Source organism: Nitrosospira sp. CT, assembly GCF_059489795.1.
The window spans coordinates 31,427-57,548 of the sequence record NZ_JCAHZJ010000066.1 but is presented as its reverse complement, the minus strand read 5'-3'; the positions used below and the strand labels follow the sequence as shown (position 1 = coordinate 57,548).

Below are 26,122 nucleotides of genomic sequence, written 5' to 3'. Positions count from 1 at the left end.
TGTGCGCTACGCACGTTCGTCACTCGGCGTCGACTCACTCAGGATTGGTCCGGGATCCGCAAAGGTAGCGAAGGTAAGAGACAGTCAAGGCAGGACGGACTGTAGCATAGCAATCCAGCGAATTAGGCCATCGATTCAGATCATGTGTTGTGGGGTTAGGGTTAAGGCTTTCTGCCCTCACCCTAACCCCACTCTTCGCTGGTCAGCCCTTAATTCTGCTTCGGCTGCGGCTTGTTTTCGATTTCCTTGTACCAGATATCATAAACCTCATCGGGCCAGAGCGATTTGATCCAGACGATCACGTCCCCGATCTGCTGGTCTGTCAGTTTTCCCTTCCAGGCAGGCATAGCTCCATCCACGCTGCCATCCTGAATCATCTTTTCCAACGTTTCCGTTGAGTGATGCCAGGCGTGAGCACTGCCATCCAATGGCGGTGGAGGATACCGCCCGTCCGGTCCCGGAGTACGCCAACCTGGTGTAGCTTCACCGTTCGGTCCGTGACAACTTGCACAATTCTTTCGATAAGTCTCTTCACCGCGCTTGATTTTTTCCGGTGCCAACTTGCGTGCGGCGAGGTTTTTAGGCTGCTCCACCTGAGCAGCGGCAGGTGGAGTTGGTTCAGCCGGAACCGTACTGGACTCCGCGGCAGGAGGTGCAGAAGACGCCGGTGGCGCCTCGGGTGGCGCAGTCTCCGTGGCGGAAGGTGGAGTGGTTGCGGATGGCGAGGCGAGCTGCTTCGGCTCGCCGCATCCCGCGATCAGTCCAACCGTCATACTTGCCAGGAGCAATAACCGCATATTCATGATTGTCCGGCTCTCATGCCTGTCATTTTTCCAGTTACCGCCACAGTTACTGCCCAGAATGCCGGGACCCGCAAGCTTTTTATCGCATACCTCGCTATCGCGCGATGATCTGAAGTTTCTCATTTGAGTCTCATCACAGATGCTTTCGGATCAGAAGGAAGATGACGGCTATAAATCGATGTGACCCCCTGTTTGTTAATCAGAAGTACATCGTATGGATCGTTACGCTCGCCTTCCATTCCAGGGGAACCATGCGGCATGCCGGGAGCGGTCAGACCGATGGCGCTGGGACGCTCCTTGAGAAGCCGTTTGACATCTTGTGCAGGCACGTGTCCTTCAATTGCATAGCCGTCGACCAGCGCGGTGTGACATGAACCGAGTACAGGGGCGATGCCCGCCTGCTCACGGGCTTCCTTGTTGCCCACATCATGTGTATTCACGGTAAATCCATTGGCACGCATATGATCGACCCACTTCGCGCAGCACTTGCAGGTGGAACTTTTGTAAACGTCAACTGTTGCGGAAGCATAAGCGCCGCCCCCAAAGGCAGCAAACATGATTCCAGCTAATACTGCATGTCTCGATATTTTCATTTCGCTCCTACTGTGATTGTGCCTTTCATACCTGGGAAATTCATACCTTTGAAGTGGCCGGGCAGCGGGCAGGCAAAATCCACTACGCCTGCTTCCGTGAAATGCCACACCAGCTCTCCGGTCTTACCCGGCTTGATCGAGACCATATCCGGCTGGTCCGGATGCGCATGGTCAGGGTGTTTTTTCAGCATTTTACCATGCTTATCAATTTCTTCCGCAGTGCCGATCATCATCTCGTGCTTTTTCTTGCCTAGGTTCGTGATCAGAAATTTTATGGTTTCACCTTGTTTCACCTTGATCTCGTCAGGTTTGAAGCGGTTGTCCACCGCAATTATTTCAACGATCCGGGAAACCTGATTGGGGTCGCCCGGCTTCCCTATGGCTTCCGTTTCCTCCTGAGCAAGGGCGCCGATTGAAACCAGGCCGAAGCTTAAAGCAGATGCGATCAGAAGCTTCTTCATGAGATTTTCTCCTTTCTATGTGAGGTCCCGCTTAGCCCTCTTCAAGCAGTCGTCTTTTTATTCTTTTTGCAAGTCCAATATAGCAAAGAAATGTCCACTTGCCGCGATAGACTGAAAATGCGGTTTTGGAGTTCCACGCCGCACCTGTTCTCCGCTTTGCATACGGTCGCAATCTTATCGCAACCATCCCTTGCGTTTTATGTATATAAGTGGCAGCAGCGCAGCCGATACCGTCAACCCCATCGAGTAAATGAATCCGTATTCCCATGCGAGTTCCGGCATTACGGCGAAGTTCATCCCGTAGAAGGTGCCCACCAGCGTGGGCGGCAGGAAAACCGCGGTGATGATGGTGAAGACCTTGACGATCTGGTTCTGCTTGATGTTGAGAATATTCGTAACCGCATTCTGCAGATATCGCACCTTCTCGTGCTCGAAGTAGGCATGCTCCTTTACGCCGGCCACGTCTTCGGCCAGTTCCGTGGTCAATACCTGCAGCTCTGCCTCCGCCACATTATCGATCTCGCCACTCAAGTAACGCACGGTACGCGCCAGCGACAACTGTGCTTCCAGGCAGCGCGAAATAATATCTTCCTTTTCATTCAGATCTTGCATGGTCTCTATCAGGTCAGGCACACCCAGTTCCCTGCCCTGCGCGTTATATCCATCCGATATTTCGGAAATCTCTTCTGCGCTTCGCTCCAGTTCATCCGCGAGACGATCTATTACCGTATCTGCACTGTCATTGGCCACTTGCAACAATAGTCGAAGTATCCATTTCGGATTCCGGGCATGATTCGGCCTGCGATTCATGCGCTGCAATGCAGTGTCGAACGGGTGGAAGTCGGGGTCCTGGCAGAGAATCGCGACCAGTTGCTCGCCCAGCATGAAAGTTACATCGCCAAAGCTCGGCGTCCCGTTGCTGCCCAGACGGAGGAGTTTGGCGCGCATGTACATGAAGGCCCCATCATCGGAGACGCTGCCTGCCTGCGGCGTCGTATCGATGCCGAAGCGCTGCTTCAGACACACAATGTCCTCGGGTGTTGGCGCGTTGATCTCCAGCCAGACGACATGCTCGTCGCCCTCCCGCCGCGGCAGGCCGTGAATGACGCAGAGTGAGTGATTATCCCTCACAACACTGCGAATCATGGTGAACTCTCCTTTTATGGTGTGGTACGACCGCAGGTTTCAGTTTATTTTTTTGCTTCGGCTTTTCCCCGATGGGAAGGCGACATGGAAGATGTGGTCGCGGTCTGTTCCGACGGCTGTATGTAGTGCACGACGGTCATGACGAGTGCGAGCAACAGGTACAGCGCGATCACAGCCAGGATGACCTCGTTCTCGAGGCTCCTGCTGTCACGCTGTGGGAGATTCTTTCTGAACATGGGTACTCCTCGTCCATCTCATTGGTAAATATTTAATGCAAAATGGCTTTCTCCTGCAAACCATGGTTCATGGACGATATAAATCCAGATTAGCAGAATCACGGTGGGTTTCCGGTAGAGTCGGTACCTAGCCTGCCGGCTTCAAACGGAATTGTCGCAATGCGTTGGATAATCTCGTCGCTATCGGATTCCTACAGGGATACAGCTTCAAGGGTGACAACGTAATCGTACAGCGGGTCATCCCGCAAATTGAAGGCTAGAGGCACGGCTTCCGAGACACAAGGCTCGAGTATATCAACAGCGGGGAGGGAAGGATGACATTCGAGGAAGAGGCGATATGACTATCCAAGGCCGTATGAAGCTGGACGATAACGGATTCATTCAAGCATTCGGAGAAGAGGAAGAATCCGAATGTGAACATCTAAGACGCATTGCACTTCGTCACGCACAAAATATTCAGGCGTTGTTCGGGAACCAGCAAAATGAGAAAGCAAGAACGCACACATCTACAAACCTTGACAGATGACCTATGCGGATTAAACAAAACCAACAGAAGGATCCTGCCAGGCAGGAATCTCAGTGCTAGTTGAGGCGACAAATTGCTCCTGTTATGAGATATACTTTTTCCGTGTATATCCATATGAGGGGTTCCATGCAAGTCTCGAAATGGGGCAACAGTCTGGCGATTCGTCTGCCTGCTTCCGTTGTTGAAGCGTTGAGCCTGCGTGAGGGAGATGACATCGAGGTCATCATCGCTGGCGACAGGATATTCGAGATCAAGAAGAAGCCCGACACAGAAGCGCTCCTTGAGCGGTTACGCAAGTATCGCGGCAAGCTACCGGCAGATTTCAAGTTTGACCGCGAAGAAGCGAATGAGCGTGACTAGCTTCATCGATACCAATGTCCTGCTATATCTGCTCTCCGCAGACACAGTCAAGGCAGCCTGCGCCGAAGAGGTTGTGCGTACTGGCGGCACGATCAGCGTACAAGTCCTGAATGAAATGGCTAACGTAATGCGACGCAAACTCTCCATGCCATGGCGCGAGGTCAACGAAGTGCTCACCCTGGTTCGTTCGATGTGCCCCTCTGAACCATTGACCCTGGAGATACATGATCGGGGGCGACTGGTAGCCGAGCGTTACGGCTTGAGTGTTTATGATGGAATGATCGTGGCAGCTGCTCTGGTCTCGCAGTGCGACACGTTGTACTCCGAGGATATGCAACACGGCCTGCTGATAGACGGGCAATTACGAATACAGAATCCGTTTTGCTGATTCGATATGAGGAGGAAGGTTAGCTGGACGATGGATGCGCTATAAACTCAGGATCATGTATGAAATACATCATTGTCGTATTCACGTTGCTTTTCCTTGCTGGTTGCGAAGAAAGCGGTAGCAGTGTCAATGATAAGTAACACCATCATTTCAATTCGTACTCACCAGCGTTGCCGCCTGACAGCTCGTTCAGGGTCTCGGCCAGCCCCTTCGCAGGGGCGCTCGTGGAGCGGAAGCCCATCTGGTACTCGGGCTTCGGTACCCCGAATGGATGCTGCTCGCGCCGCAGCGGATTTCCCGCGAAATTCCGGTTTTCCGCCCACTGGATGAACGGATCGACCACCGTGGGCGCAGCGAGTTGCAGTGCGGAACCCCCCTGCCCCACGGGGCTGAAGGCATCGAAGAACACGCTCGCGAGGTCCACCCCACCTTTGACGGTCGTGTAATTCTCGCGGAACAGGACCTCGGACATCTTGCGTTCCACAGCACATGAGCATCGGCTTGACCAGGGCTTGTTAACAGATCCTGAGGCATGGACAGGGTTTTATTCGGCAAGTAGAATATTCCGGTCATCGGGGAGTAGCCTCCTTCCGTCGAATTGAAGGGCTTGCATCAACATACTTGATCCGTCCGGTCATAGTGCAAGCAGTTCCGTGCCTGGCAAGACCTTTGACCACATTGTCTCCGGAAGGCCGGGGAGAAGCGTGGTCTCGATTCTTGTCCGGTCTGGAGCGTAAGAACGTGGAAGCTTTCCTTGTTTCGGCTGGCGTTGTCGCACTCGCAGAGATTGGCGACAAAACGCAGCTTCTCGCCTTTATCCTCGCGGCAAAATTTCGCCAGCCGGTTCCCATCGTGCTCGGTATACTCGTCGCTACCCTGTTGAACCATGCCTTCGCTGCCGCAATCGGTTCGTGGATCATCACGCAACTTGGTCCCGAAACCCTGAACTGGACACTTGGCCTGCTGTTTGTCGGCATGGCGATCTGGACGCTCATTCCCGATCAGCTTGATGAAGCGCAGTCCGGAACCGGGGGCGACGGGGCCGATGTTTTCAGCGCGACGCTTCTGGTTTTTTTCCTTGCGGAAATGGGCGACAAGACACAAATAGCGACTGCGGCATTGGCAGCGCAGTATCAGATGTTTTCTGCGGTGGTGGCAGGCACCACGCTCGGGATGATGATCGCGAATGTTCCCGCAGTCTATCTGGGCGAACGCTTGGCGAATCGGATTCCGGCGCGCCTCGTGCGTGGAATTGCAGCAGCCGTGTTTGCCCTTATCGGTATCGCGGTCCTGCTTGAGGCGAGCAAAAATCTGGCGCTTTGAAAGATTCCGGAAATGATCCGGCAAAAAAGAGAACAAGACGAATGGCCTTTTTCCCTACCGGACAAGCGGACACCTTGCCGCAGCCCCCATGCCTGCTCCTGCTCCTGCCCCTGTTTCTGCTGGGTGGTTGCGCATCCCCCATTGCACTCAATCGTGCTGTAGGCGCTTATGACGAGGCTACGACCAACGCCGCCTCCAGGCAACTGCTGGTGAATATAGCGCGTGCTTATCATAATCAGCCGGTGCACTTTACCGGCGTATCGAACGTTGCAGCAACATTCGATTTCCGTGTCAGTGCCGGCGCCACCCCAGCGTTGACGGGAAATGCTGGCGGCATACTGATGCCTGTGTTTGGGGGAAGCGTGGCGGAAAATCCTACGATCACCATTGTTCCCGTAGAGGGAGAGGAGTTTGCCCGGCGTCTGCTTACCCCATTTCAGGAAAACAAACTCACGCTTTTGCTCCGTCAGCGTTTCGATATCGATCTCCTGATGCGGCTGATGGCCCAGGAAGTGCGCATTAATGATAACCAAGGCCGGCAGGTTTCCTATCGCAACCGCCCCTTTGATTCGCCCGGCTACGGCATGTTCAGGCGCGTGGTGCTGCATTTGTCCGCCATACAGGATAATAACCACCTCCACGCGGAGCCTTTGATTCTGGAGCAGACCTGGACCATTCCCGCCGGCTCGGTGACGGCAGAAGGTTTTCAGGCTCTGCAGAAAGAGTTTTCCGTACGCTATGACGCGCGAGAAAACACCTACATCCTGGTCAAGCAGGCAGCGGGACCTATTCTCATCACCAATTATGACCCCAACATCCTCTCACCGGAGGAGCGCAAGCGCTTGAGCAATGAGGCGCGTGAATGGAGCCCCAATGATGTCGCTTTCGATATTCGCCCCAATCATTATGGCGGGGAGTGGCCCATGAAAGGGACTTTTCGTCTCCGCAGCTTCCATGCCATTCTCAATTTCCTCGGACGCACCCTGGGCGACGAGCCGGAATATCATGTGGAGAAAGACTTCCGTACACCGCCCCTCGAGGATGATGAAAATCCTGTTGCTACCATGGAACTGCTGGTGACAGACTCGGCTCCCCCGGAAGCCGATCTGTGGGTGCACGCCTATGATCAGTATTACTCGGTACGCACCCGGGGACCCCTGGCTCGCTGGAACCGAAGCGCCTTCCAGCTGCTGTATCTCCTGTTCCAGATGACGGTTACGGATCTGCCGCGCTCGGGAGTGCCGAGCATCACGATCGCAAAATAACGGCAGTTTTTTGAAAGCGCTTGCTCATGGAATGCTGATTGGGAAACTTGCAACAGTAGCGGATAGCCGAAGTATTAACTGGCAGCCTGCTTCAATAGCATATCGGCTCCGCAGGTCATCCCCTCGATTTCAATGATTTTGCGTCGCGATCTGGCTCCTTGCCTGAGTATTACCTGACGCTGAGGCACTCCAAAAACCCCAGCGAGGAATGCAAGCAAAGCAGCATTCGCGGCACCTTCTACCGGTGGGGCGGCAAGTTTGATTTTCAGGGCATCGCCGTGCGGGCCGACGACTTCAGTACGCCTCGCACCGGGCTGTATGTGCAGAGTGAGAATCAGGCGCTTCCCGGTATCATCGCGGCGATACCATTCGTCGCTTGAAGCGATTTCCACGATCAGAACAAGCGACTGACTTCCCGCTCCATTCCCGCCGTTACAAAAAGAAGCAACTGAATGACGATCAGTACGAACAGCGGCGAGAGATCGATATTCCCGATGGGAGGAATGTGCTCGCGGATAACGCCTAGAAACGGCCGGGTAAAGCTGTCGAGCAGCGGGGCCAGCGAGTTGTAGGGATTAATCCACGAAAGCACAGCCTGGATGATGATCGCCACCATGATGATGTAAAGCGTCGTCTTGATGATTTCCACCAACCCCAGGAGCGCCAGTCCCCCCGCGGCAGTGCCCATCGTGGAGCTGAAGTCGTAACCCTTCAGCATTAACACGCTCCCCAGCAACATGACTTGAGCAATCCATGCCAGCAAAAGCGTTGAAAGATCCATGCCGCGATAACCGGGAATGACGCGCCTTGCGGGCTTGACCAGAAAATCGGTTATTGCAATCAGAAACGGCGAGAGCGGGTTTCCATACGGCGCGCGCACCAGTTGCATATAAAAGCGCAGCAGCAGCGCCAGGGAAAACAATCCCAGCAGGGTATCGAGCAGAAATATGAGCATCTGACTGATCATGAAAATATTATCCGTTTTTTACTGCGCGGCTTGCGCGCATGGGTTATTCTTTATTCTACTCTGTCATGTCCGGCCGAGTTCGTCGCCCATTTCGCGTGACCGCTGATATGCGACACGGATTGCCCGGATGATTCCGTTTTTGACATCGTCATTTTCCAGCGACCTTATCGCGCGTTCCGTCGTGCCGCCGGGCGATGTGACCCGCGCACGCAGAACACTCGCCTCATCCGTGCTCTCACTTGCGAGCCTGGCGGCGCCAAGAAAGGTTTCAATGCTCAGTTTGCGCATCTGGTCCGCATCCAGCCCCAATTCCTGTCCTGCTTTTTGCATGGCCTCGATGAAGTAGAATACATAAGCAGGACCGCTGCCCGAGGTGGCAGTCACTGCATCCAGCAGTTCTTCGCTTTCAACCCACAGCACAGTGCCGACCGCACGGAGTATGGCCTCCGCCTCACGTTTTTCCTCATCGTTCACGCCTGCCATTGCATAAAGTCCGGTAACGCCGGAGCCAACCAGCGCAGGCGTATTGGGCATGGCTCGCACGACGCGGGCACGCCCGCCGAACCACTGCGAAAGGGCCTCTGCCCGAATACCGGCGGCAATCGAGATGACAAGGTTCTGCTTGAGCAGCGGCGCGAGCCCGCGCGCCACGATGGAGAGCTGCTGCGGCTTTACGGCGAGCACGATTATCTCCCTGTTGTCGGTCATCCCCCGCGCAAGTTCCGCGACTGTCTCCACGCCAAACTCACGCCGGACTCTCTCGCGTGTTTCAGCGTTGATCTCTGCTACCCGTATCTGTGCCGGTGAATAATCCTGTTGCAGCAGCCCGCCAATCAAAGCGCAAGCCATGTTGCCGCCACCAATGAATGTAATATTCATGTATTCCAGTAAATTTATTTCTGGCAACGCGGGCAATAAAAACTCGAACGCTGCCCCTGCCTGATCTGTTCGATATTTGTACCACATTTTCGGCAAGGCTGCCCGGTCCGGCCATAAACCCAATACTGCTGCTGGAAATATCCGGGATTGCCATCGCTGCCAACGAAATCGCGCAAGCTGCTGCCACCTGCTTCTATCGCGCGCCCGAGGGTTTCCTTGACCGCCTGCGCCAATCCCGCGCATCTCCTCGCTCCAATCCGGCCGGCAGCGATGGCGGGATGAATACCGGCAAGAAAGAGCGCTTCGTTTGCGTAAATGTTTCCGACACCGACGACAATGCGGCTGTTCATCAATACCTCTTTAATGCTGGCGCTACGGTTCCGGGTTTTTCTGTACAGCAGCTTTCCGTCGAATGTTTCGGTAAGAGGCTCGGGTCCCAGCTGAGACAGTAACGGGTGGTCGGCGGCATTTCCCGCAGTCCACAGCACAGCCCCAAAGCGGCGAGGATCCCGAAAACGGAGAACCATGCCGTTATCCAGGAGCAGATCGACATGGTCGTGCTTTTGTGGGGCGATATTAGCTGCAAGGGGAAGCAATCTCAAGCTGCCAGACATGCCGAGATGCAGGATCAGCGTGCCAGCACCGCAGTCGAGCAAAAGGTATTTTCCGCGACGCGTTACCGTTCTGATTTCCAGGCCGCGAAGCGTTCGCTCAAGGTCTGGCACCGGCCAGCGCAGATTCGGGTTTCGGACCGTCAAGCTGGCGATCTTGCGCCTCTCGAGTTCAGAGGCGATGCCGCGGCGGACAACTTCGACTTCAGGCAGTTCAGGCAATTCGAATGTCGGGATGGAATGTTGGGATAAAGAGATCGCCGGTATGGTCAGGGTATGCTCAGGATATGGGGAACGTTGTCCAGGATTCTGGATTCACCGACTGATCGGTTACTCCGTATCCTGAGCGAGAAGCAGCGAGAAGCATTCTTTATCTTCTTTTGCGCCGCCACCATATCATCATCCCGCTTCCAAGGAAAATCAGCGGCATCACAATGAGGAATCCCCAGGCCATTATCGTCAACGTTGGTTCCTTCAAGGTCAAGCTGTTGTCGATGGTCGCTCGTGGCTGGATAGCGATGAGGTCTTCATCGCCGGCAAGCCAGTTGACGAGATTGACGCCAAAATCAAGATTCCTGCCGTAGCCGAGGTAAGCGTTGGCGAGAAAATAACCGCTTCCGATAACGGCGACCCGCTGCTCCTGGTCATTGACCGTGCGGCTCAGCACAGCTGCGATACTGACCGGACCGGATACGTCATACATCGCATCGAATGCGATGCCGGCCTTCAGATCGCCTGTTTCCACCCATCCGTTTTCTCCGGCCTCCACCAGCGAGAGGCTGTGCCATGTATCGTTTTCGTTGATTGTGATCTGGCGCGCAAAAGGAAATACCGTGAGGTAATCAAAGTTGCGAGTGATGGGATGTTCGCCGTAGGTTGCGCCTACAGAAAAAGTAACGGGTGCTTTCAACTGTCCCGCCTGGGGGTCGATCACCACGCCGGGCGTCAGCGTCAGTTCGAGTTTTTCCGCCAGTGGCTGCAACCCGTGCAAAGGTTGCTGGTCCAGCAGCCATAAAAGATTGCCGCCGCGCTCGATATACGCGAGTATTCGATCGACCTCGCCCTCGGACAGATCGGCCTGAGGCGAAGCAATGACGAGCAGGCTCGTATCTGCGGGCACTTCAGGGGTGGTCACCAGGTTGAGCGGTTGAATCCTGAAGCCTTTTGCCGTCAGTTGCTGCCCAAATTCCCCGAGGTCACGATTGCCAATACCGTCCAGCCTGCGTTCACCATGGCCGCTGAGCGTTACTACCGGTCTGCTGCCGGGGCGCATCAACCGCATCAGCAAGTTGATCAGCGTATGCTCATTGAATGTAGTAAGCCGTTCCACCCTGCCGTTATATTCGATGATCATTTCGCCGCTGCCCTCGACACCTGCCTCCCGTGCAAGCTCGGGATGCTCGGAGGGGTCGATAAAGGTGACAGCGAAATCAGGCTTGGCATGCTGATAAGGTGTCAGAAAGTCACGGATGATCTTGGATATATTGCCAAGTTGAGGATCCTGGGGAGATATGTAGACACTCCCCAGCAGGGGGCCCTCCATTTGCTTCAGCACCTCCAGGCTGGTCGGGCTCAGGCTGTTGCGTTCGTTCTGGGTGACATCCCACTGGATGCGATTCTCCCAGGCCAGGTAACCGGGCAACGCTACCAGCAGTATGAGCGATATCAAAAATGTTGCGCTTTGTGTCCAGCGCAAGCGCAGTTTTTTCCTCTTGAGTAGCATACCTACCTGTACAGTTTTAGCCAGCTAACGGATAAGGCCAGAAAAAAGAAAATGAAAAGAGCAAAATAAGCAAGATCGAATGTATCGATCATTCCCCGGTTGAAATTTTCAAAATGAGCGAACGGGGACAAGCTGCGCGTTATGCCGTTTTCTCCGCTTTCAGCGTTATCCATGATCCATAACGCGAAAAGTATGCAGAGCGCCGCTGCTCCAGCGATGGCAGGTTGGGTACTGAGGCAGGAGATATATAGCCCGAGCGCAACGAAACAGGCTGAGAGAAGCCACAGGCCAGCAGCGTTGCTCAGCAACAGGCCGAAATCCAGTTTGCCTCCCGCAAGCAGGGAAACCGCCAATGCGACAATCAGGGCGATGATGGCCGAGAGAAAAGTCATCAGGCCGAGAAACTTTCCCAGGACAATTTCCGTCATTGAAACAGGTGCGGAAATCAGGAAAGGCAAGGTGTGATTGCGGCGCTCCTCGGCAATGAGACGGGAGGTCAAAAGCGGCGTTATCATCAGCAGCACGACTGCACCTATGGAGAATAACGGAGCCGCGATTGCTTCGGTTGCTCCTGGCGGGTGGGCAATTCTTATCAGCTGCGGTTGAACCTGCAGGAAACTTTCAAGATTCGCCAGGTAAAACCAGGCGAATACCAGTTGCGCCAGCGCAAGTATTACCCATGCCAAAGGGGACCCGAACAATACTCCCAGCTCCTTCCGGGCAATGATCGTAATCAAGTTTCAATTTTCTCCATGGTGGATTGCGTGAATATCTCTTCGAGCCGGGTTCCTTCCAGCTTCATCATATCCACCGAGCCCTCGAACACCTGTCGTCCGTGGTTGATGATCTGCACACGGTCGCACACGCTCTCAACCTCCGATAAGGCGTGTGTTGAAAAAATCACGCTTCTCATTGCGCCAAGTTCACGGATGAGTGACCGGACCTCGCGCATCTGGTTGGGATCCAGCCCCGAGGTCGGTTCGTCGAGAATGATGACTGCCGGATCGTGAATGATGGCCTGAGCTATACCCGCGCGCTGCTGGTAGCCTTTTGACAGGGAGCCGATCAGTCGCCGGCGCACATTCTCCAGCCCGCAACGTTCCACTGCCTTCCTGATTGCATCGTCTGTTTTCGAACGGGCGAGACGACGCAATTTCACCGCAAGCCGTAAATACTCATCTATCGTTAACTCCCGGTAGAGGGGGGGTATCTCCGGCAGATAGCCGATACAGGCTTTCGCCTTGAGTGTTTGTTTCTGCAAATCCATGCCGCAGATTTCGACCTTGCCATTGTTGGGAGCAAGATTTCCGGTAAGAAGGCGCATGATCGTCGTCTTGCCCGCGCCATTGGGTCCGAGGAGACCAAGCACTTCCCCTTGTCCCAGTTCCAGGCTGACCTGGTCAACGGCAATGCGAGCGCCAAAATAACGACTCAGGCCATGTGCTGAAACGGTTTTCTGTTCTGTTTTTGCAGACATGACAAGATCAATGATTCAGGTTGGCGGATGGATCGAAGTTCATTTTTCCATTTCAGTGGAAGGCAGCGCGCAACGGTGGAGCTGGCGCCTCCGGTAAATCCTTGCGGGCAGATATTACGGCTCAGGTGTCTACTTGTGATAAGCGTAAAATATACCTAATATGTGGGCTGTGCTGAAGGAACCCATCCATTTGCAGCCTCTTTTTCGAATCTTCCGGATTTCCGCATGAGTCTTAAAGTTCCCGGCGCATTATCGCTGCTCTTTCTTGCCGCCTGCTCACATCTTCCTGCCAAGACTCCTCTCAAGGCGGAAAAACCGGCAGAGAAGAAGGAATCAGAGCAGTCAAGATTACCCAATCAGGATTTGACTCCCTCCATGCTGTTCGATTTTCTGCTGGCGGAGACAGCGCTGCAGCGGGGCGACACGGAAATCGGTCTTCGTACTTATCTCAAGCTTGCAAAAAGCACTCAGGATCCGCGCGTGGCCCAGCGCGCCACGGAAGCCGCGCTCCAGGCGCGCCAGCCGGCATTCGCCCTCGAAGCGGCAAAAATCTGGACAGAATTCGATCCGGAATCGATTCCAGCCCGTCAGATGATGGCAGCATTGCTGGTGCATTTTGACAGATTGGATGAAGCCCGTCCCCATCTGGAAAAATTGCTGGCAGTTGCGGGAGACAAGATCGATGATGCTTTCATGCAACTGAACAGCCTGCTGGTGCGCAGTCCCAACAAAAGTGCAATCTTCGAACTGGTACAGCAGCTCGCGCAACCTTATCCCGATCTGCCGGAAGCGCATTTTGCCGAGTCCCAGGCAGCGTGGTTTGCCGAGCGTTTCGATACCGCTCTGGAAGAAATGAAAAAAGCGCTGGCGTTGCGGCCGGAGTGGGAGATGGCGGCAATTTACGAAGGACGTATCCTGGCACGCGAATCCAACGCCCGGGCAATCGAGTTTTTCGACGATTATCTCAAGCGCTATCCCAAGGCCAACGATACACGCATCACCTATGCACGCCTGCTGCTGGCTGAAAGGGATTATAGCAAAGCCCGGGAGCAGTTCCAGAAATTGCTGACAGAAAATCCGGATAACCCGGATGTTGCCGTTGCCGTCGGCCTGTTATCCCTGGAGTTACAGAACTACGATGTAGCCGAGTCGAATTTCAAAAGAGCGCTGGAACTGGGGTATCGGGACCCGGGAATGGTGCGCTTTTATCTCGGCGGCATCAGTGAAAAAAAACAGCAGATCCCCCAGGCGCTGAACTGGTATCGTTCGGTTACGGATGGAACCCAGTTTATCCCGGCACAGATCAAATATGCCATCCTGTTGAGCAGAACGGGCAGAATGAAGGAGGGTCTCCAGCACTTGCAGCAACTGCCGGTGGCCAATGACCAGCAGCGCGCACAGGTGATCATCGCCGAGGCGCAATTGTTGCGCGAGTCGGGGGCTTACAGGAAAGCTTTTCAGCTCCTGAGCAGCGGTCTTGAAAACCTTCCCGATTCTCCCGAGCTGCTTTATGACCGTGCCCTGGCTGCGGAGAAAATAGGCAAGGCGGATATCATGGAGCAGGATCTGCGCAAACTGATCCAACTGAGGCCCGACCATGCCCACGCCTACAACGCCCTGGGTTACGGTATTGCCGAGCACTCCAGCCGGCGCCTGCCGGAGGCGCTGGAACTGATCGAGAAAGCGATCAAGCTTTCTCCTGTCGATCCCTACATCATCGACAGTCTGGGATGGGTGCACTATCGCATGGGGGACATCAACCAGGGTTTAAGCTACCTGCGACAGGCGTTTGCAATGAATCCCGATCCGGAAATCGCTGCTCACCTGGGGGAAGTGTTGTGGATGCAGGGAATGAAGGACGAAGCGAAAGAGATCTGGCAGACGGCGCTCAAGAATCATCCCGGCAACGAAGCGTTGATTGGCGTGATGAAGAAGTTCATGAAGTAGCGGTGAGGGTGGAATAGAGAATGCCCTGCGTTGATTCGCAGCCTGTTCGCTTTGTGAACCCGGCTTGTCCGAAGTTGAAAAATTTCGGAAGATTTTCCCTGCCCTCCCTTGGTTCCTTGCGTTCATGGCATCTTGTTTTTCTGGCGCCTGCTTTTTTTTCCGCTTGTGCGACCCTTGCTCCAGAAGAAAAGAATGTAGCCAGCACTGTTATCATGGAACCCGGCGCGATGGAAGCGAAAAGCGCGGGCTTCCGGCTGATTGGCAGGGTATCGGTGAAAGAAGGCAGAGACGGTTTTTCCGGTGGAGTTCAGTGGCGCCACTTGCAGGACAGCGATCAGATTCTCCTTCTCTCCCCCATAGGTCAGGCTGTCGGGCAGATTGAGCGCACAGCCGATGGGGTGTCTTTGATAACTGCCGAGCAGGAACATTATTACGCCGATAATGTGGAAGAACTCACAGAACGGGTATTGGGCTGGCGCTTGCCACTCTCGGGTTTGCAGTACTGGGTGCAAGGCACGAATTCGCCGGACACGCCCTCCGAAATCGACCTTGATATTGCGGGCCGCGTGGCAGCCGTTCGCCAGAACGGATGGGAAATCACTTATGCAGGCTACTCGCCGGTGGTAGCTGCTGAAACTCCACAGTCAGAAGCTGCGCGTGCCAGACTGCTGACACTTAACCGTGACGGTCTGCGGATAAGGCTGGTAATAGATGAATGGAATACTGTCGACGACTGAAGCGGATTCGCAGGCGGAACTGAGCTGTCCTGCGCCTGCCAAGCTCAATCTGTTCCTGCACGTGGTGGGACGCAGGGAGGATGGGTACCATCTTCTGCAAACCGTTTTCCGCCTGGTGGATTTCGCCGACCAGCTCCATTTCGGGCTACGCGCGGACGGTGTGATCAGGTTGCATACGCCCACTCCGGGGGTGCCGGAAGAGCAGGATTTGTGCGTGCGCGCGGCAAAGCTGCTGCAACGGGAAAGCGGTGCTCTCTGGGGGGTGGACATTTTTCTGGAAAAACGCATCCCGATGGGAGGCGGCCTGGGGGGCGGCAGTTCGGATGCAGCTACCACCTTGCTGGCGCTCAACCGCTTGTGGAAGCTGGGCTGGCGCCGGAACCAGCTTTTGAAACTGGCTCCGGCGCTGGGGGCGGACGTTCCCGTATTCGTTTTCGGTGGAAATGCCTTTGCCGAAGGCATCGGCGAAAAACTCCTGCCGATCGCGCTGCCCCCGGCATGGTACCTGGTACTCACGCCCCCTGTGCACGTATCAACGGCACAGGTTTTTTCGAGTAAGGAATTGACACGAAACACGATTCCGATCAAAATACCGCCCTTTTCCACCGAGCAGGGGCATAATGATCTCGAGCCGGTGGTATGTGCCTCATACCCAGAGGTAGCACGCCATCTTGAGTGGTTGCGGCAGCTCGAGGGTGCAAGGATGGCCGCCATGACGGGTTCAGGCGCGTGCGTTTTTGCCGAGTTTGCGACCGAATCCGGGGCCAGAGCGGCGCTGGGGAAGGTTCCATACGGTATGAAGGGTTTTGTGGCGCAGGGACTTGATCGCCACCCCTTGCATGATTTTGCAGAACAATAATTGGGGAGTCGCCAAGTGGTAAGGCACCGGATTTTGATTCCGGCATTCGTAGGTTCGATCCCTACCTCCCCAGCCAGTTTTAAGCTCCATGATTCGTCCGGGTGGGCCTGCCGCCAGTCCCTGTTCGCTCCCATGAATTCCCCATCTGCCGGTTCCATCGGTTGCACCGGTTCCGCATTTTCGGACTTTTAGGTTTCCTCATGGCCTACGATAGCTTGATGGTTTTTACGGGCAACGCCAATCCCAAGCTGGCGCAGGATGTCGTGCGGCATCTCAATCTTCGCATCGGCCGTGCCACGGTGGGCCGTTTCAGCGATGGCGAAGTAATGGTGGAAATCCTTGAGAATGTCCGCGGCAAGGATGTATTCGTCCTGCAATCCACCTGCATGCCCACCAACGATACGCTGATGGAATTGCTGGTGCTGGTGGATGCGCTAAAACGGGCCTCCGCGTCGCGCATCACCGCCGCGATGCCTTATTTCGGGTATGCCCGCCAGGACAGGCGCCCGCGCTCGGTGCGGGTACCCATTACGGCCAAGGTAGTGGCAAATATGCTCACCAGTGTCGGCATAGACCGGTTGCTGACGATGGATCTGCATTCGGACCAGATCCAGGGTTTTTTTGACATACCCGTGGATAACATCTACAGCATGCCTATCTTGCTGGGCGATCTCTGGAAAAATGGTTTCAAGAATCTGGTGGTGGTTTCCCCTGATGTCGGTGGAGTAGTACGCGCGCGCCAGATGGCCAAACGGCTCGAATGCGACCTTGCCATCATAGACAAGCGGCGTCCCAAAGCGAATGTAGCAAAGGTCATGAACATCATCGGCGAGGTGGACGGGCGCACCTGTGTGATCATGGACGACATGGTGGATACCGCCAACACCCTGTGCGAAGCAGCGCACGCGCTCAAGGAGCAGGGAGCGGAACGCGTGCTGGCTTATTGCACGCATCCGGTGCTGTCGGGCAGTGCCGTGGAGCGGATCGAGAATTCCGCCCTAGACAAGCTCGTTGTCACCGATACCATTCCGCTGCGGGAGGATGCCAGGGCATGTGTCCGCATAGAGCAGCTGAGCGTGGCAAGCCTGCTCGCGGAAACGATGCTCAGGATCAGTAACGAAGATTCCGTGAGTTCGCTTTTCATGGAGTAACGCGAGTTCCAGGCATTACACATTACATATCGGCATGAAGAAGCAAAACGGGAAGCAAGCTGACAGCGAATAGCCCGAGATTTGAGCAGGATAGCCCAATATACAGGTTTATTAATCGGATTCATCTGGTCGCGGATGATCCACATTCTGGAGAAAGTAGATGCAAATTGAAGTCAGCGCCGAAAAGCGCGAATTGCAGGGCAAAGGTGCGAGCCGCCGCCTGCGGGGTTCCGGCAAGGTACCGGGAATCATCTATGGTGGAGAAAACCCGGCGCAACCGATCGAACTCGATCACAACGATCTTTATCACCAGCTCAAACTGGAAGCCTTTCATGCTTCCATCCTGACGATGAGCGTGGAGGGACAGAAAGAAAAGGTGCTGCTGCGGGATATACAGATGCACCCCTTCAAGCTCCAGGTGCTGCATATCGACTTTCAGCGTGTCGCTTCGAACAAGAAAATCCATATGAAAGTGCCCTTGCACTTCATCAACGAAGATATTGCCCCAGGGGTGAAACTGGCCGGAGGACTGGTGAGCCGCGTGCTTACCGAACTGGATGTTTCCTGCCTGCCCAAGGATCTGCCTGAATTCATTTCTGTAGATGTGGGTGAACTTGCAGCCGGAAATACCATACACCTGAGCAACCTGCAGTTGCCGGAAGGAGTTGAAATTCCGTCGCTGATAAAAGGTGAAGACCTCCCTGTGGCGACCATCGCCATTCCGCGTGCGGTAGCGGCTGAGGAAGCGGCCGGAGGCATAGCAGCGGGAGACGTACCCACCTCCGTACAGAAGAAAGAAGGCGTCGCCAAGGAAGGCGAGAAAAAAGACGCCGGAAAGAAAAAGTAAGACCGCGGAGGGCGGAGCAGTGCCTTCCGCAGGAAGGTGCGAGTGGAATCACGGCATCCGCTCAGTGCAGCATTTACCGGTATCACATCAGTTTTTCAGCCCGTCGGGGTCATTCTGGCTTCGCGGGCTTTTCGTTTTAATGATTCGGGTCTTATCCAGTGAAGCTCATCGTCGGCCTTGGCAATCCGGGTAGGGAATATGCGGCAACACGCCATAATGCCGGTGCCTGGTGGGTAGCCCGTCTGGCGGATCAATTGGGCGTCACGCTGAAGGCCGATGCGAAGTTTCACGGCTTGTGCGCGCGTATCGGCCGGGGTGATTCTGAGTCCTGGCTGCTCAATCCCCAGACCTACATGAATGCCAGCGGAAGGGCAGTGGCTGCATTGTGCCGTTTCTACCGGATTCAGCCTGAACAGATGCTCGTAGTGCACGACGAACTGGATTTGCCACCGGGCGTTTCCAGGCTGAAGCTCGACGGCGGACTGGGCGGTCACAATGGCTTGAAAGACATTGTCGCGCATCTCGGTACCAGGGAATTCTGGCGCCTGCGGATCGGCATCGGCCATCCGGGAGAAAAGCATGCCGTCGTGAATTACGTATTGCAGCCCCCGCGCAAGGAAGAAGCGACGCTGATCGACACGGCCATAAACGACAGCCTGGAAGTCTGGCCGCTCATCGCGGAAGGCAATTATCAGGCCGCAATGATGAAGCTGCATACCCAGAAGCAAGGCTGATATTTCAAGGCTGACATTGAGTTGGGCAGTTTCGTTCCTCTTGATTCTATCTTCTCCACCGTTCGCCCTGAGCCTGTCGAAGGGTCGAATGCATTCGGGATAAACCCACCGAAAGTTGATTATCTGGAACGTATTTAACCTGTACCTTGAGAATGATTGAAATCTCGCCCTGATACTCTTCTAACCATTACCATTACAGCCTCCTCGAACGAGTAACCAAATCAAACCATGAGCCTGAAATGCGGTATCGTTGGCTTGCCCAACGTCGGAAAATCCACCCTCTTCAATGCCCTCACCAAGGCTGGCATCGCTGCCGAGAACTACCCCTTCTGCACCATCGAACCGAATGTCGGCATCGTCGAAGTTCCCGACTCTCGTCTGACTGAACTTGCTGCGATCGTCAAGCCGCAAAAGGTGCAGTCGGCAGTGGTTGAATTTGTCGATATTGCCGGTCTTGTCGCAGGTGCCTCGAAGGGAGAGGGGCTCGGCAACAAGTTTCTTGCCACCATTCGTGAAACCGACGGCATCATCAACATGGTGCGCTGCTTCAAGAATGACAACGTAGTGCACGTCTCCGGCAAGGTCGATCCCATCTCGGATATCGAAACCATTCAGACTGAACTGGCACTCGCCGATCTGGCAACCGTCGAAAAGGCGCTGCAACGGGAAACCAAACTCGCCAGGTCCGGTGACAAGGAAGCGGTCAAGTTCGTGGCGCTGCTCGAAAAGGTAAGGGAGCATCTCGACCAGGGCAAGCCGGTCAGAAGCCTTGGATTGGATAAAGAACAACAGGAACTGCTCAAGCCGCTATGCCTGCTCACAGCCAAACCCGCCATTTATGTGGCTAACGTGGATGAAAAAGGATTCACCGACAATCCGCTGCTCACGCGTGTGGAAGAGTACGCGGCAGGCGAGGGCGCGCCTGTCGTTGCCATCTGTGCCGCTCTCGAATCCGAAATTGCCGAGATGCCGGATGAGGACAAGCAGGTTTTTCTCGCCGACATGAACCTGGAAGAACCAGGGCTTAACCGGCTGGTGCGCGCAGCCTATCAACTGCTGGGGCTGCAGACCTACTTTACCGCCGGAGTGAAAGAGGTGCGCGCCTGGACGATATCAAAAGGCGATACCGCGCCCCAGGCCGCTGCCGTCATCCATACCGATTTCGAGAAGGGCTTTATCCGCGCCGAGGTCATCAGTTATGACGACTTCGTCGCCTGCAAAGGCGAGCAGGGCGCCAAGGAAGCAGGCAAGATGCGGCTGGAAGGCAAGGAGTATGTCGTCAAGGATGGGGACGTGATGCATTTTAGGTTTAACGTCTAGCTTTGGATTTTGCTGGACTTAGGCGGGCAACAACCATTCTTCTAGAAGAATACATCTTGAATCAATGATGATTTTTCTATTGTCAGTTTGAACCCATAGGTTGTACTTACGTCATCAACCAACTCAAAAAACCATTTTGGAGCAAGGGGTGAAACAATTACTCGCTCTATAAGTTTCTCAACGTTACATGGGATTGCCAAACCTAACTCGATATGCTCCGGCTTCATCAGCAGCGCACGTACCTCTCGTTCATGTTCGAATGATTTCTGCTTTCGCCAAAAGGCAGCGTTCAGATCCACAAAATCACTGTGCAAATCGACATACTCAACTCTGCCAATTTTAATTTCTGGATCCCTCCCGAGAGCTTGGTACAGGCGTTCGTATGTAGTTTTTATAGCAATTGCATTATTCACGGACGATGAATAGAGCTTCCACATCGCTTCAGATTCAAACTCGTTCTCGTGCCAACAACTTATAAACGTTCTCTTTCGATCAAGTTCTCCACCTTCTTCAAGCTCACGCAGCATTCTTATTGCCTCCGACTCGATCTCCTCATCAGACAGGGGTGGACGGATATTAGTAGGGATAGTGCGAAGTGAATTCCGGAACGAATCCAGAAAGAATTCATCCCATAACCATTTGTTCTTTCGTAGCCCTTTTGCCCCCTCCCAAATATCATCAAAACAAACTGCGCTTGGAAAATATAGGGTTTTCGTGGAGAGGAGACTAACAAACTTTGTGAAGTCCATATATCTCCATAAGATGCTTTCTGCCTCTGGCACTTTATACCAGCGAGCCATGAAGTATTCACGTCTCACGGTTTCCGCTAAATCAGGAGAGCATTTCTTGCACACGTACATTGGGTCGCCGGCACTACCAAACCCCCAATACGAGGTATCCGACTCCTCGAACATGTGGCCGCATTTTGTGCAATTGTCATGGTTCTCGGACGCAAAGCGTATTAATTCAATAGGGACTTTCTCATTACGCTCCCATGTAAGTCGGGCTAGTTTAATGGCAAACCTTTTATTAATTTGAGAAGGTGGTATGTCCATAGAGTTATCAAAATATCTTGCTAGTCTTTAGGATTTTTCGGATATGGGTGATCTGACTCCCGTTGTGCCCCAAGATTTTTAGCACAACAGTAGGACGAGGAAGTATGGCGATTCACGAATTTTGGATATTGAACTGAGCTTATTCTCCAAAGATAAAATTTACTTCACCGACATCTAATCGAGCAATTTTTCTCAGCAATTTCGATCTCTACTTCCCAGATTTGATGGCTGCTGCAAATTTCCGGTACAGTAAGGCGAATTGAAGTGGCTTGACGAAGATGTTTGTGGGCTTCTCAAATGAAATCATTTGTGCCGCTATCGCTTCTCGAAATATCTATTTGGTTACAAACCAAATAGAGTTATCGGCTTGATTCATTTCCTTGTCCCTGAACAGCAATAACAGGCTATATACCCTAGAATTAAAAATGCCCGAACAATGTCAAAGCCGAAAAGGGGGATGAAATGTTATATAAAGTTCTCATCACGCCTGTTGAGCCATCGATCGATGATCGCCCCAATTTCAGCGGCCTTCTTGCCGATTATGAAATTGAAGCCAGTTCAGAGACCGAAGCTGAAGAAGTGGCCTTTACCCGGTTTTGCCAGCAGAGCCCTTTTCGCTCCCACAATCGCGATGACTACACGATCAGTGTGAACTGAGACAATCCTCGAAGGCACCGAATTCATAAGTACGCTGCGTCGTCGCCATCTTGGGATGATGACCTGTCAAGAAGGATGGTGCCGCGCTTGATTCTTTTGATCTTTCGAAATTGCCCCGGATGCAGTAGGGGGGGGCTGCGCCCGACGATAATGACTACTGTCCACTCATACTGCGCGCATCACGCGCTCTTGTAATTATCCTCTTGTAATTATCGCAGGCACCCATATCTTCCTGACAGGAGGCATGGAATCCCGGAAAGGGGATCCCTCAGGTTGCCAGGGTATTGGCCGTAGTCAAACGAGAGTTGGTTGCTTGTTGGTTGCCTCGCAGGCGGGATGGGTAAGAAGTGCCGTCAACGAGAGGGCGCCGGTCCGGATAACCGGATGAACGGATGACAGCGGCTCTTCCTGGCCACAAGCGATTCACCGGGCAGGTCCGTTCTGTCCCCTCCGTTTGAATCTAATCGAGTTGGGGTGAGCAAGGAGGTTGCCGTGCGGGGGCGACAGGGCAGTAACTTGTTCGGAGGCTCCTTAAGGTATAATCCCGTTTTTTTCGTTCAGCTTTCTTTGTTGGAGGATGGTCATGCCGATCTATGAATACCGGTGTGGGTCTTGTGGTTTCGAAAAGGAATACCTGCAAAAGGTGAGTGATGCGCCGGTGGCAGCTTGTCCCGCCTGTGGCAGCGATGCGTTTAACAAGCTTATTTCGGCTGCGGGCTTTCAATTGAAGGGCAGCGGCTGGTACGTCACCGATTTCAAGAACAAGAATGGCGGGCAGACCAAGCCCAAGGCTGATGCTGATACATGTGGGACGAAGGGCGAGAGCGCGCCGTCCGGGGATGGCGCATGTCCCGCTTGCACAACCGATTGACAGGTGACGAATCGGGCTCACTACTGACATGAAACGTTATTTCATCACCGGGCTGCTCATATGGGTACCTCTGGGTATTACTGCCTGGGCGTTGAAATTCCTGATCAGCACCATGGACCAGTCGCTGTTGCTGCTGCCATCGAGCATGCGTCCGGAAAACTTCGTAGGCATATACATTCCCGGCGTGGGCACGGTGCTGACGCTGCTGGTTGTTTTCCTCACCGGCATCTTCACCACCAATATCATCGGGCAACGGCTGGTTATTTTCTGGGAAGGCGTGTTATGGCGCATCCCGGTGGTGAAATCGATTTATTACGGGGTGAAGCAGGTCAGCGACACGCTGTTTTCAAGCCAGGGGGAAGCCTTTCGCAAGGCGCTGCTGGTGCAGTACCCACGCGAAGGTGCCTGGACCATCGCCTTCATGACGGGATATCCAGGCGGAGATGTAGCCAATCACCTCACAGGAGAGTATGTGAGCGTCTACGTGCCAACCACGCCCAATCCGACCTCGGGCTTCTTTCTGATGATGCCGCGCAGCGATGTAATCGAGCTCGACATGAGCGTGGACGCAGCATTGAAATATATAATCTCGATGGGCGTTGTTGCTCCCACCAACGGCAAGAAACCGGCGGAGCCGCAGGCAGTGCTGCTGCATCCCCAGGATTCCGTCAGTTCCGCAAGTTCCGCCGGTTCTGCATCCAGCGACAAGCCCTGATTCCTTCTTTTTTCTGATTACCGATCTTTCATGCGCACCAATTACTGCGGCCTTATCGACGTCCAATATCTGGACCAGACTGTGATTCTGTACGGCTGGGTGCACCGACGCCGTGACCACGGGGGTGTGATTTTCGTGGATCTGCGGGATCGCGAGGGCCTGGTGCAGGTGGTGTGCGATCCCGATAACCCCACTGCTTTCCAGGTGGCGGAAAAAATCCGCAACGAGTTTGTGGTTAAAGTCACCGGGCGGGTTCGGCATCGGCCGGAGGGAACCGTCAACCCCAATCTCATTAGCGGGGAAATAGAGGTGTTGGTAGGCTCAATCGATATCCTCAACGCTTCCCTGACACCTCCATTTCTGATGGACGACGAAAACCTCAGCGAAGCCACGCGGCTGGAGCACCGCTATCTCGATCTGCGGCGTCCGCAGATGCAGGAAAACCTGAGGCTGCGCTACAAGGTGGCGATGGCAGTACGAGTGTTTCTCGACCAGCATGGATTCATCGACGTGGAAACGCCGATGCTCACCAAATCGACCCCCGAGGGTGCGCGCGATTACCTTGTGCCATCACGGGTCAACATGGGGCATTTTTTTGCGCTGCCGCAATCGCCGCAACTGTTCAAGCAGTTGCTGATGGTTTCCGGATTCGACCGCTATTATCAGATTACCAAATGCTTCCGCGACGAGGATCTGCGGGCTGACCGCCAGCCCGAATTCACCCAGATCGATATCGAGACATCGTTTCTGAATGAAGCGCAAATCATGCAGATGATGGAAGAGATGATCTGCACGGTGTTCAAAAGTGTGAGGAATATTGATCTGCCCAGCCCGTTTCCACGCCTGACGCATGCCGACGCGATGTCGAAATATGGCTCGGACAAGCCTGATATGCGCGTGCCGCTGGTTCTGACGGAACTCACCGATGTGATGCAGGAGGTGGAGTTCAAGGTGTTCCGGGAAGCCGCGCTCAGAACGGGTGGACGTGTAGCCGCATTGCGCGTGCCTGAGGGCGGCGCACTGTCTCGCAAGGAGATCGACGATTACACCAGTTTTGTCGCGATATACGGCGCCAAGGGGCTCGCGTACATCAAGGTCAATGCGCTGGAAAAAGGGGTGGAGGGCCTCCAGTCGCCCATACTGAAATTCCTCCCTGAGAATGTGATTCAGGTCATTCTCGAGCGCACGGGCGCGAAGGATGGCGATCTCATCTTCTTTGGCGCGGACAAGGCACAGGTGGTGAATGAGGCGTTGGGTGCATTGCGCGCGAGGGTGGGGCATGATCGCGGCCTGGCAGAATCGGAATGGAAGCCTTTATGGGTGGTGGATTTCCCCATGTTCGAGCGCGACGAGGAGGAAAACCGCTGGAAGGCCTTGCATCATCCCTTTACTTCACCTGCTGAGGGCCACGAGGACCTGCTGGAGACCGATCCCGAAAAAGCCTTATCCAAGGCTTACGATATGGTGCTGAATGGTTCCGAGATTGGCGGCGGTTCGGTGCGTATTCATCGCCAGGAAGTGCAGTCGAAGGTATTTCGCGCCTTGAATATTGGAGAAGATGAGGCAAACGAAAAATTCGGCTTTTTGCTCGAAGCATTGCAATATGGAGCGCCGCCGCATGGCGGGATAGCGTTCGGCCTCGATCGGATCGTTGCCATGATGGCAGGTGCCGAATCCATCCGGGAAGTCATTGCTTTTCCGAAAACACAGCGCGCACAATGTCTGCTGACGCATGCGCCCAGTACTGTCGGTGAAAAACAGTTGCGGGAACTTCACATCAAGCTCCGCCACGCGTAACCCTGGAGGATATAAAACAAGGGTAACAAAGAAACAAAGAAGCGTGGAGATTGGGAAAACCATTTTTCCGAAAGCGAAGATTTTCTGATCCCGTTCCTACTCTTGGTGCATGGTGAGAATCTACAAGATTCCGATTTCGGTTCTGGTAATCATCCATACGCCTGGTATGCAGATCCTGTTGCTCGAACGGGCGGATCATCCCGGCTATTGGCAGTCTGTTACCGGCAGTCAGGACGAAGGTGAAACACTCGTGCAAACGGCGGTGCGGGAAGTAGCCGAGGAGACCGGGCTGGATGCCAGTCGCTACGAGTTGACCGACTGGAATATTGTGAACGAATATGAGCTCTACGAGGAATGGCGCTGGCGTTACGCGCCCGAAGTAACCCATAACACCGAGCATGTCTTTGGCCTGCTTGTGCCGCAACCTGTCCCAGTTTCGGTAGCGGAAAGAGAACATTTGCGTCATGCCTGGCTGCCCTGGCAGGAGGCGGCGGAAAAAGTATTTTCCCCAAGCAATGCCGAAGCGATCAGGAGATTGGCAACAGCTGGCGGTAAAGTTAACAAAGGTAATAAAGGGCAGTAAAGGGCACAAAAAGGTAGCAGGAGCAAACAGCGGAAGCACCTCCACGAAAATTAGGAACGGGACAAGCCGATCGAACCGATGGCTGGCGTGC

The 26,122-nt window shown here is 54.2% G+C and carries 30 protein-coding genes, 1 tRNA gene, 1 pseudogene and 1 riboswitch; of the genes and pseudogenes, 18 read left to right on the top strand and 14 right to left on the bottom strand.

The window, feature by feature from the left end; all coding sequences use genetic code 11:
* Nucleotides 1-209: 209 nt before the first annotated feature.
* From AC52W5_RS11780 to AC52W5_RS11760, 5 genes are all read right to left on the bottom strand, one after another.
* Nucleotides 210-926 (bottom strand): c-type cytochrome, encoded by a 717-nt coding sequence (locus AC52W5_RS11780; protein ID WP_495671130.1) that lies wholly within the window; start codon nt 924-926, stop codon nt 210-212.
* Nucleotides 923-1,396 carry a DUF411 domain-containing protein gene (locus AC52W5_RS11775; protein ID WP_074972301.1) on the bottom strand — a complete coding sequence of 158 codons (474 nt, stop codon included), beginning with the start codon at nt 1,394-1,396 and terminating at the stop codon, nt 923-925. The genes AC52W5_RS11780 and AC52W5_RS11775 overlap by 4 nt, the downstream gene beginning before the upstream one ends.
* Nucleotides 1,393-1,857: a cupredoxin family protein gene (locus AC52W5_RS11770; protein ID WP_133668107.1), complete on the bottom strand. Its 465-nt coding sequence runs from the start codon at nt 1,855-1,857 to the stop codon at nt 1,393-1,395. The genes AC52W5_RS11775 and AC52W5_RS11770 overlap by 4 nt, the downstream gene beginning before the upstream one ends.
* A 174-nt stretch (nt 1,858-2,031) precedes the next feature.
* Nucleotides 2,032-3,003 carry a CorA family divalent cation transporter gene (locus AC52W5_RS11765; RefSeq protein ID WP_074972298.1) on the bottom strand — a complete coding sequence of 324 codons (972 nt, stop codon included), beginning with the start codon at nt 3,001-3,003 and terminating at the stop codon, nt 2,032-2,034.
* A gap of 44 nt (nt 3,004-3,047) precedes the next feature.
* A complete protein-coding gene (locus AC52W5_RS11760) occupies nt 3,048-3,239 on the bottom strand; it encodes a hypothetical protein (protein WP_074972295.1) in 192 nt (63 codons plus the stop codon).
* A gap of 337 nt (nt 3,240-3,576) precedes the next feature.
* Here AC52W5_RS11760 and AC52W5_RS11755 point away from each other — a divergent pair, with 337 nt between their 5' ends.
* The 3 genes from AC52W5_RS11755 (at nt 3,577) to AC52W5_RS11745 (ending at nt 4,513) form a co-directional block, all read left to right on the top strand.
* A complete protein-coding gene (locus tag AC52W5_RS11755; RefSeq protein WP_495671129.1) occupies nt 3,577-3,765 on the top strand; it encodes a hypothetical protein in 189 nt (62 codons plus the stop codon).
* 126 nt (nt 3,766-3,891) lie between these two features.
* On the top strand, nt 3,892-4,125 hold the full coding sequence (locus AC52W5_RS11750) for an AbrB/MazE/SpoVT family DNA-binding domain-containing protein (protein ID WP_074972674.1): 234 nt from the start codon (nt 3,892-3,894) through the stop codon (nt 4,123-4,125).
* A complete protein-coding gene (locus AC52W5_RS11745; protein WP_074972293.1) occupies nt 4,112-4,513 on the top strand; it encodes a PIN domain-containing protein in 402 nt (133 codons plus the stop codon). Before AC52W5_RS11750 ends, AC52W5_RS11745 begins: the two co-directional genes overlap by 14 nt.
* 145 nt (nt 4,514-4,658) lie before the next feature.
* Here AC52W5_RS11745 and AC52W5_RS11740 read toward each other — a convergent pair.
* Nucleotides 4,659-5,015 (bottom strand): annotated as a pseudogene (locus tag AC52W5_RS11740) (LPD38 domain-containing protein); the annotation flags it as partial.
* 60 nt (nt 5,016-5,075) lie between these two features.
* Nucleotides 5,076-5,246: riboswitch (yybP-ykoY riboswitch) on the top strand.
* 8 nt (nt 5,247-5,254) lie between these two features.
* Between AC52W5_RS11740 and AC52W5_RS11735 the strand changes: the two are divergent.
* Together AC52W5_RS11735 and AC52W5_RS11730 are read left to right on the top strand one after the other, a co-directional pair.
* Nucleotides 5,255-5,836, top strand: coding sequence for a TMEM165/GDT1 family protein (locus AC52W5_RS11735; RefSeq protein ID WP_495671128.1), 582 nt, complete (start codon nt 5,255-5,257; stop codon nt 5,834-5,836).
* A 41-nt stretch (nt 5,837-5,877) separates the two neighbouring features.
* Nucleotides 5,878-7,101, top strand: coding sequence for a hypothetical protein (locus tag AC52W5_RS11730; protein ID WP_495671127.1), 1,224 nt, complete (start codon nt 5,878-5,880; stop codon nt 7,099-7,101).
* A 74-nt stretch (nt 7,102-7,175) separates the two neighbouring features.
* Here AC52W5_RS11730 and AC52W5_RS11725 read toward each other — a convergent pair whose 3' ends face one another.
* From AC52W5_RS11725 to AC52W5_RS11695, 7 genes are all read right to left on the bottom strand, one after another.
* The gene (locus tag AC52W5_RS11725; protein ID WP_074972285.1) at nt 7,176-7,493 is read right to left on the bottom strand and encodes a DUF167 domain-containing protein; all 318 of its coding nucleotides are present in this window, start codon (nt 7,491-7,493) and stop codon (nt 7,176-7,178) included.
* Nucleotides 7,494-7,495: 2 nt separating this feature from the next.
* Nucleotides 7,496-8,068 (bottom strand): YggT family protein, encoded by a 573-nt coding sequence (locus AC52W5_RS11720; RefSeq protein WP_074972283.1) that lies wholly within the window; start codon nt 8,066-8,068, stop codon nt 7,496-7,498.
* A 63-nt stretch (nt 8,069-8,131) separates the two neighbouring features.
* Entirely contained in the window at nt 8,132-8,947 is an 816-nt protein-coding gene (proC, locus tag AC52W5_RS11715; RefSeq protein WP_495671126.1) for a pyrroline-5-carboxylate reductase, read from the bottom strand.
* A gap of 14 nt (nt 8,948-8,961) precedes the next feature.
* Complete coding sequence (gene mutM, locus AC52W5_RS11710; protein ID WP_495671125.1) at nt 8,962-9,780, bottom strand: bifunctional DNA-formamidopyrimidine glycosylase/DNA-(apurinic or apyrimidinic site) lyase; 819 nt, start codon at nt 9,778-9,780, stop codon at nt 8,962-8,964.
* A 148-nt stretch (nt 9,781-9,928) separates the two neighbouring features.
* Nucleotides 9,929-11,254: a GldG family protein gene (locus AC52W5_RS11705; protein WP_495671124.1), complete on the bottom strand. Its 1,326-nt coding sequence runs from the start codon at nt 11,252-11,254 to the stop codon at nt 9,929-9,931.
* Between the two features lie 29 nt (nt 11,255-11,283).
* The gene (locus AC52W5_RS11700; protein WP_074972275.1) at nt 11,284-12,018 is read right to left on the bottom strand and encodes an ABC transporter permease; all 735 of its coding nucleotides are present in this window, start codon (nt 12,016-12,018) and stop codon (nt 11,284-11,286) included.
* Nucleotides 12,015-12,758 carry an ABC transporter ATP-binding protein gene (locus tag AC52W5_RS11695; RefSeq protein WP_495671123.1) on the bottom strand — a complete coding sequence of 248 codons (744 nt, stop codon included), beginning with the start codon at nt 12,756-12,758 and terminating at the stop codon, nt 12,015-12,017. The genes AC52W5_RS11700 and AC52W5_RS11695 overlap by 4 nt, the downstream gene beginning before the upstream one ends.
* Nucleotides 12,759-12,983: 225 nt before the next feature.
* Here AC52W5_RS11695 and AC52W5_RS11690 point away from each other — a divergent pair, with 225 nt between their 5' ends.
* From AC52W5_RS11690 to ychF, 8 genes are all read left to right on the top strand, one after another.
* Nucleotides 12,984-14,705: a tetratricopeptide repeat protein gene (locus AC52W5_RS11690; protein WP_495671122.1), complete on the top strand. Its 1,722-nt coding sequence runs from the start codon at nt 12,984-12,986 to the stop codon at nt 14,703-14,705.
* A 20-nt stretch (nt 14,706-14,725) separates the two neighbouring features.
* Nucleotides 14,726-15,442, top strand: coding sequence for a lipoprotein insertase outer membrane protein LolB (gene lolB / locus AC52W5_RS11685; protein WP_133668126.1), 717 nt, complete (start codon nt 14,726-14,728; stop codon nt 15,440-15,442).
* Nucleotides 15,417-16,301, top strand: coding sequence for a 4-(cytidine 5'-diphospho)-2-C-methyl-D-erythritol kinase (gene ispE / locus AC52W5_RS11680; protein ID WP_074972266.1), 885 nt, complete (start codon nt 15,417-15,419; stop codon nt 16,299-16,301). Before lolB ends, ispE begins: the two co-directional genes overlap by 26 nt.
* A 1-nt stretch (nt 16,302) precedes the next feature.
* Nucleotides 16,303-16,377 (top strand) — tRNA-Gln (locus AC52W5_RS11675).
* Nucleotides 16,378-16,501: 124 nt separating this feature from the next.
* Nucleotides 16,502-17,452, top strand: coding sequence for a ribose-phosphate pyrophosphokinase (locus tag AC52W5_RS11670; RefSeq protein WP_495671121.1), 951 nt, complete (start codon nt 16,502-16,504; stop codon nt 17,450-17,452).
* A gap of 160 nt (nt 17,453-17,612) precedes the next feature.
* On the top strand, nt 17,613-18,299 hold the full coding sequence (locus AC52W5_RS11665) for a 50S ribosomal protein L25/general stress protein Ctc (RefSeq protein WP_107762471.1): 687 nt from the start codon (nt 17,613-17,615) through the stop codon (nt 18,297-18,299).
* A 158-nt stretch (nt 18,300-18,457) separates the two neighbouring features.
* Nucleotides 18,458-19,033, top strand: coding sequence for an aminoacyl-tRNA hydrolase (gene pth, locus AC52W5_RS11660; protein WP_495671120.1), 576 nt, complete (start codon nt 18,458-18,460; stop codon nt 19,031-19,033).
* A 228-nt stretch (nt 19,034-19,261) separates the two neighbouring features.
* Nucleotides 19,262-20,353 carry a redox-regulated ATPase YchF gene (ychF, locus tag AC52W5_RS11655; protein WP_074972261.1) on the top strand — a complete coding sequence of 364 codons (1,092 nt, stop codon included), beginning with the start codon at nt 19,262-19,264 and terminating at the stop codon, nt 20,351-20,353.
* A gap of 41 nt (nt 20,354-20,394) precedes the next feature.
* Here the strand turns inward: ychF and AC52W5_RS11650 are convergent, their stop codons facing one another.
* Nucleotides 20,395-21,153, bottom strand: a complete 759-nt coding sequence (locus AC52W5_RS11650) for a hypothetical protein (RefSeq protein ID WP_495671119.1) — start codon at nt 21,151-21,153, stop codon at nt 20,395-20,397.
* 717 nt (nt 21,154-21,870) lie between these two features.
* On the opposite strand from AC52W5_RS11650, the gene AC52W5_RS11645 reads away from it, so the two are divergent.
* From AC52W5_RS11645 to nudB, 5 genes are all read left to right on the top strand, one after another.
* On the top strand, nt 21,871-22,065 hold the full coding sequence (locus AC52W5_RS11645; RefSeq protein ID WP_113066530.1) for a hypothetical protein: 195 nt from the start codon (nt 21,871-21,873) through the stop codon (nt 22,063-22,065).
* A 583-nt stretch (nt 22,066-22,648) separates the two neighbouring features.
* Nucleotides 22,649-22,936, top strand: a complete 288-nt coding sequence (locus tag AC52W5_RS11640; protein ID WP_133668135.1) for an FmdB family zinc ribbon protein — start codon at nt 22,649-22,651, stop codon at nt 22,934-22,936.
* A 28-nt stretch (nt 22,937-22,964) separates the two neighbouring features.
* Nucleotides 22,965-23,651, top strand: a complete 687-nt coding sequence (locus AC52W5_RS11635) for a DUF502 domain-containing protein (protein WP_495671118.1) — start codon at nt 22,965-22,967, stop codon at nt 23,649-23,651.
* A gap of 30 nt (nt 23,652-23,681) precedes the next feature.
* A complete protein-coding gene (gene aspS / locus AC52W5_RS11630) occupies nt 23,682-25,448 on the top strand; it encodes an aspartate--tRNA ligase (RefSeq protein WP_495671117.1) in 1,767 nt (588 codons plus the stop codon).
* Nucleotides 25,449-25,557: 109 nt separating this feature from the next.
* Complete coding sequence (gene nudB / locus AC52W5_RS11625) at nt 25,558-26,031, top strand: dihydroneopterin triphosphate diphosphatase (RefSeq protein ID WP_495671116.1); 474 nt, start codon at nt 25,558-25,560, stop codon at nt 26,029-26,031.
* The last annotated feature ends 91 nt before the right edge of the window (nt 26,032-26,122 follow it).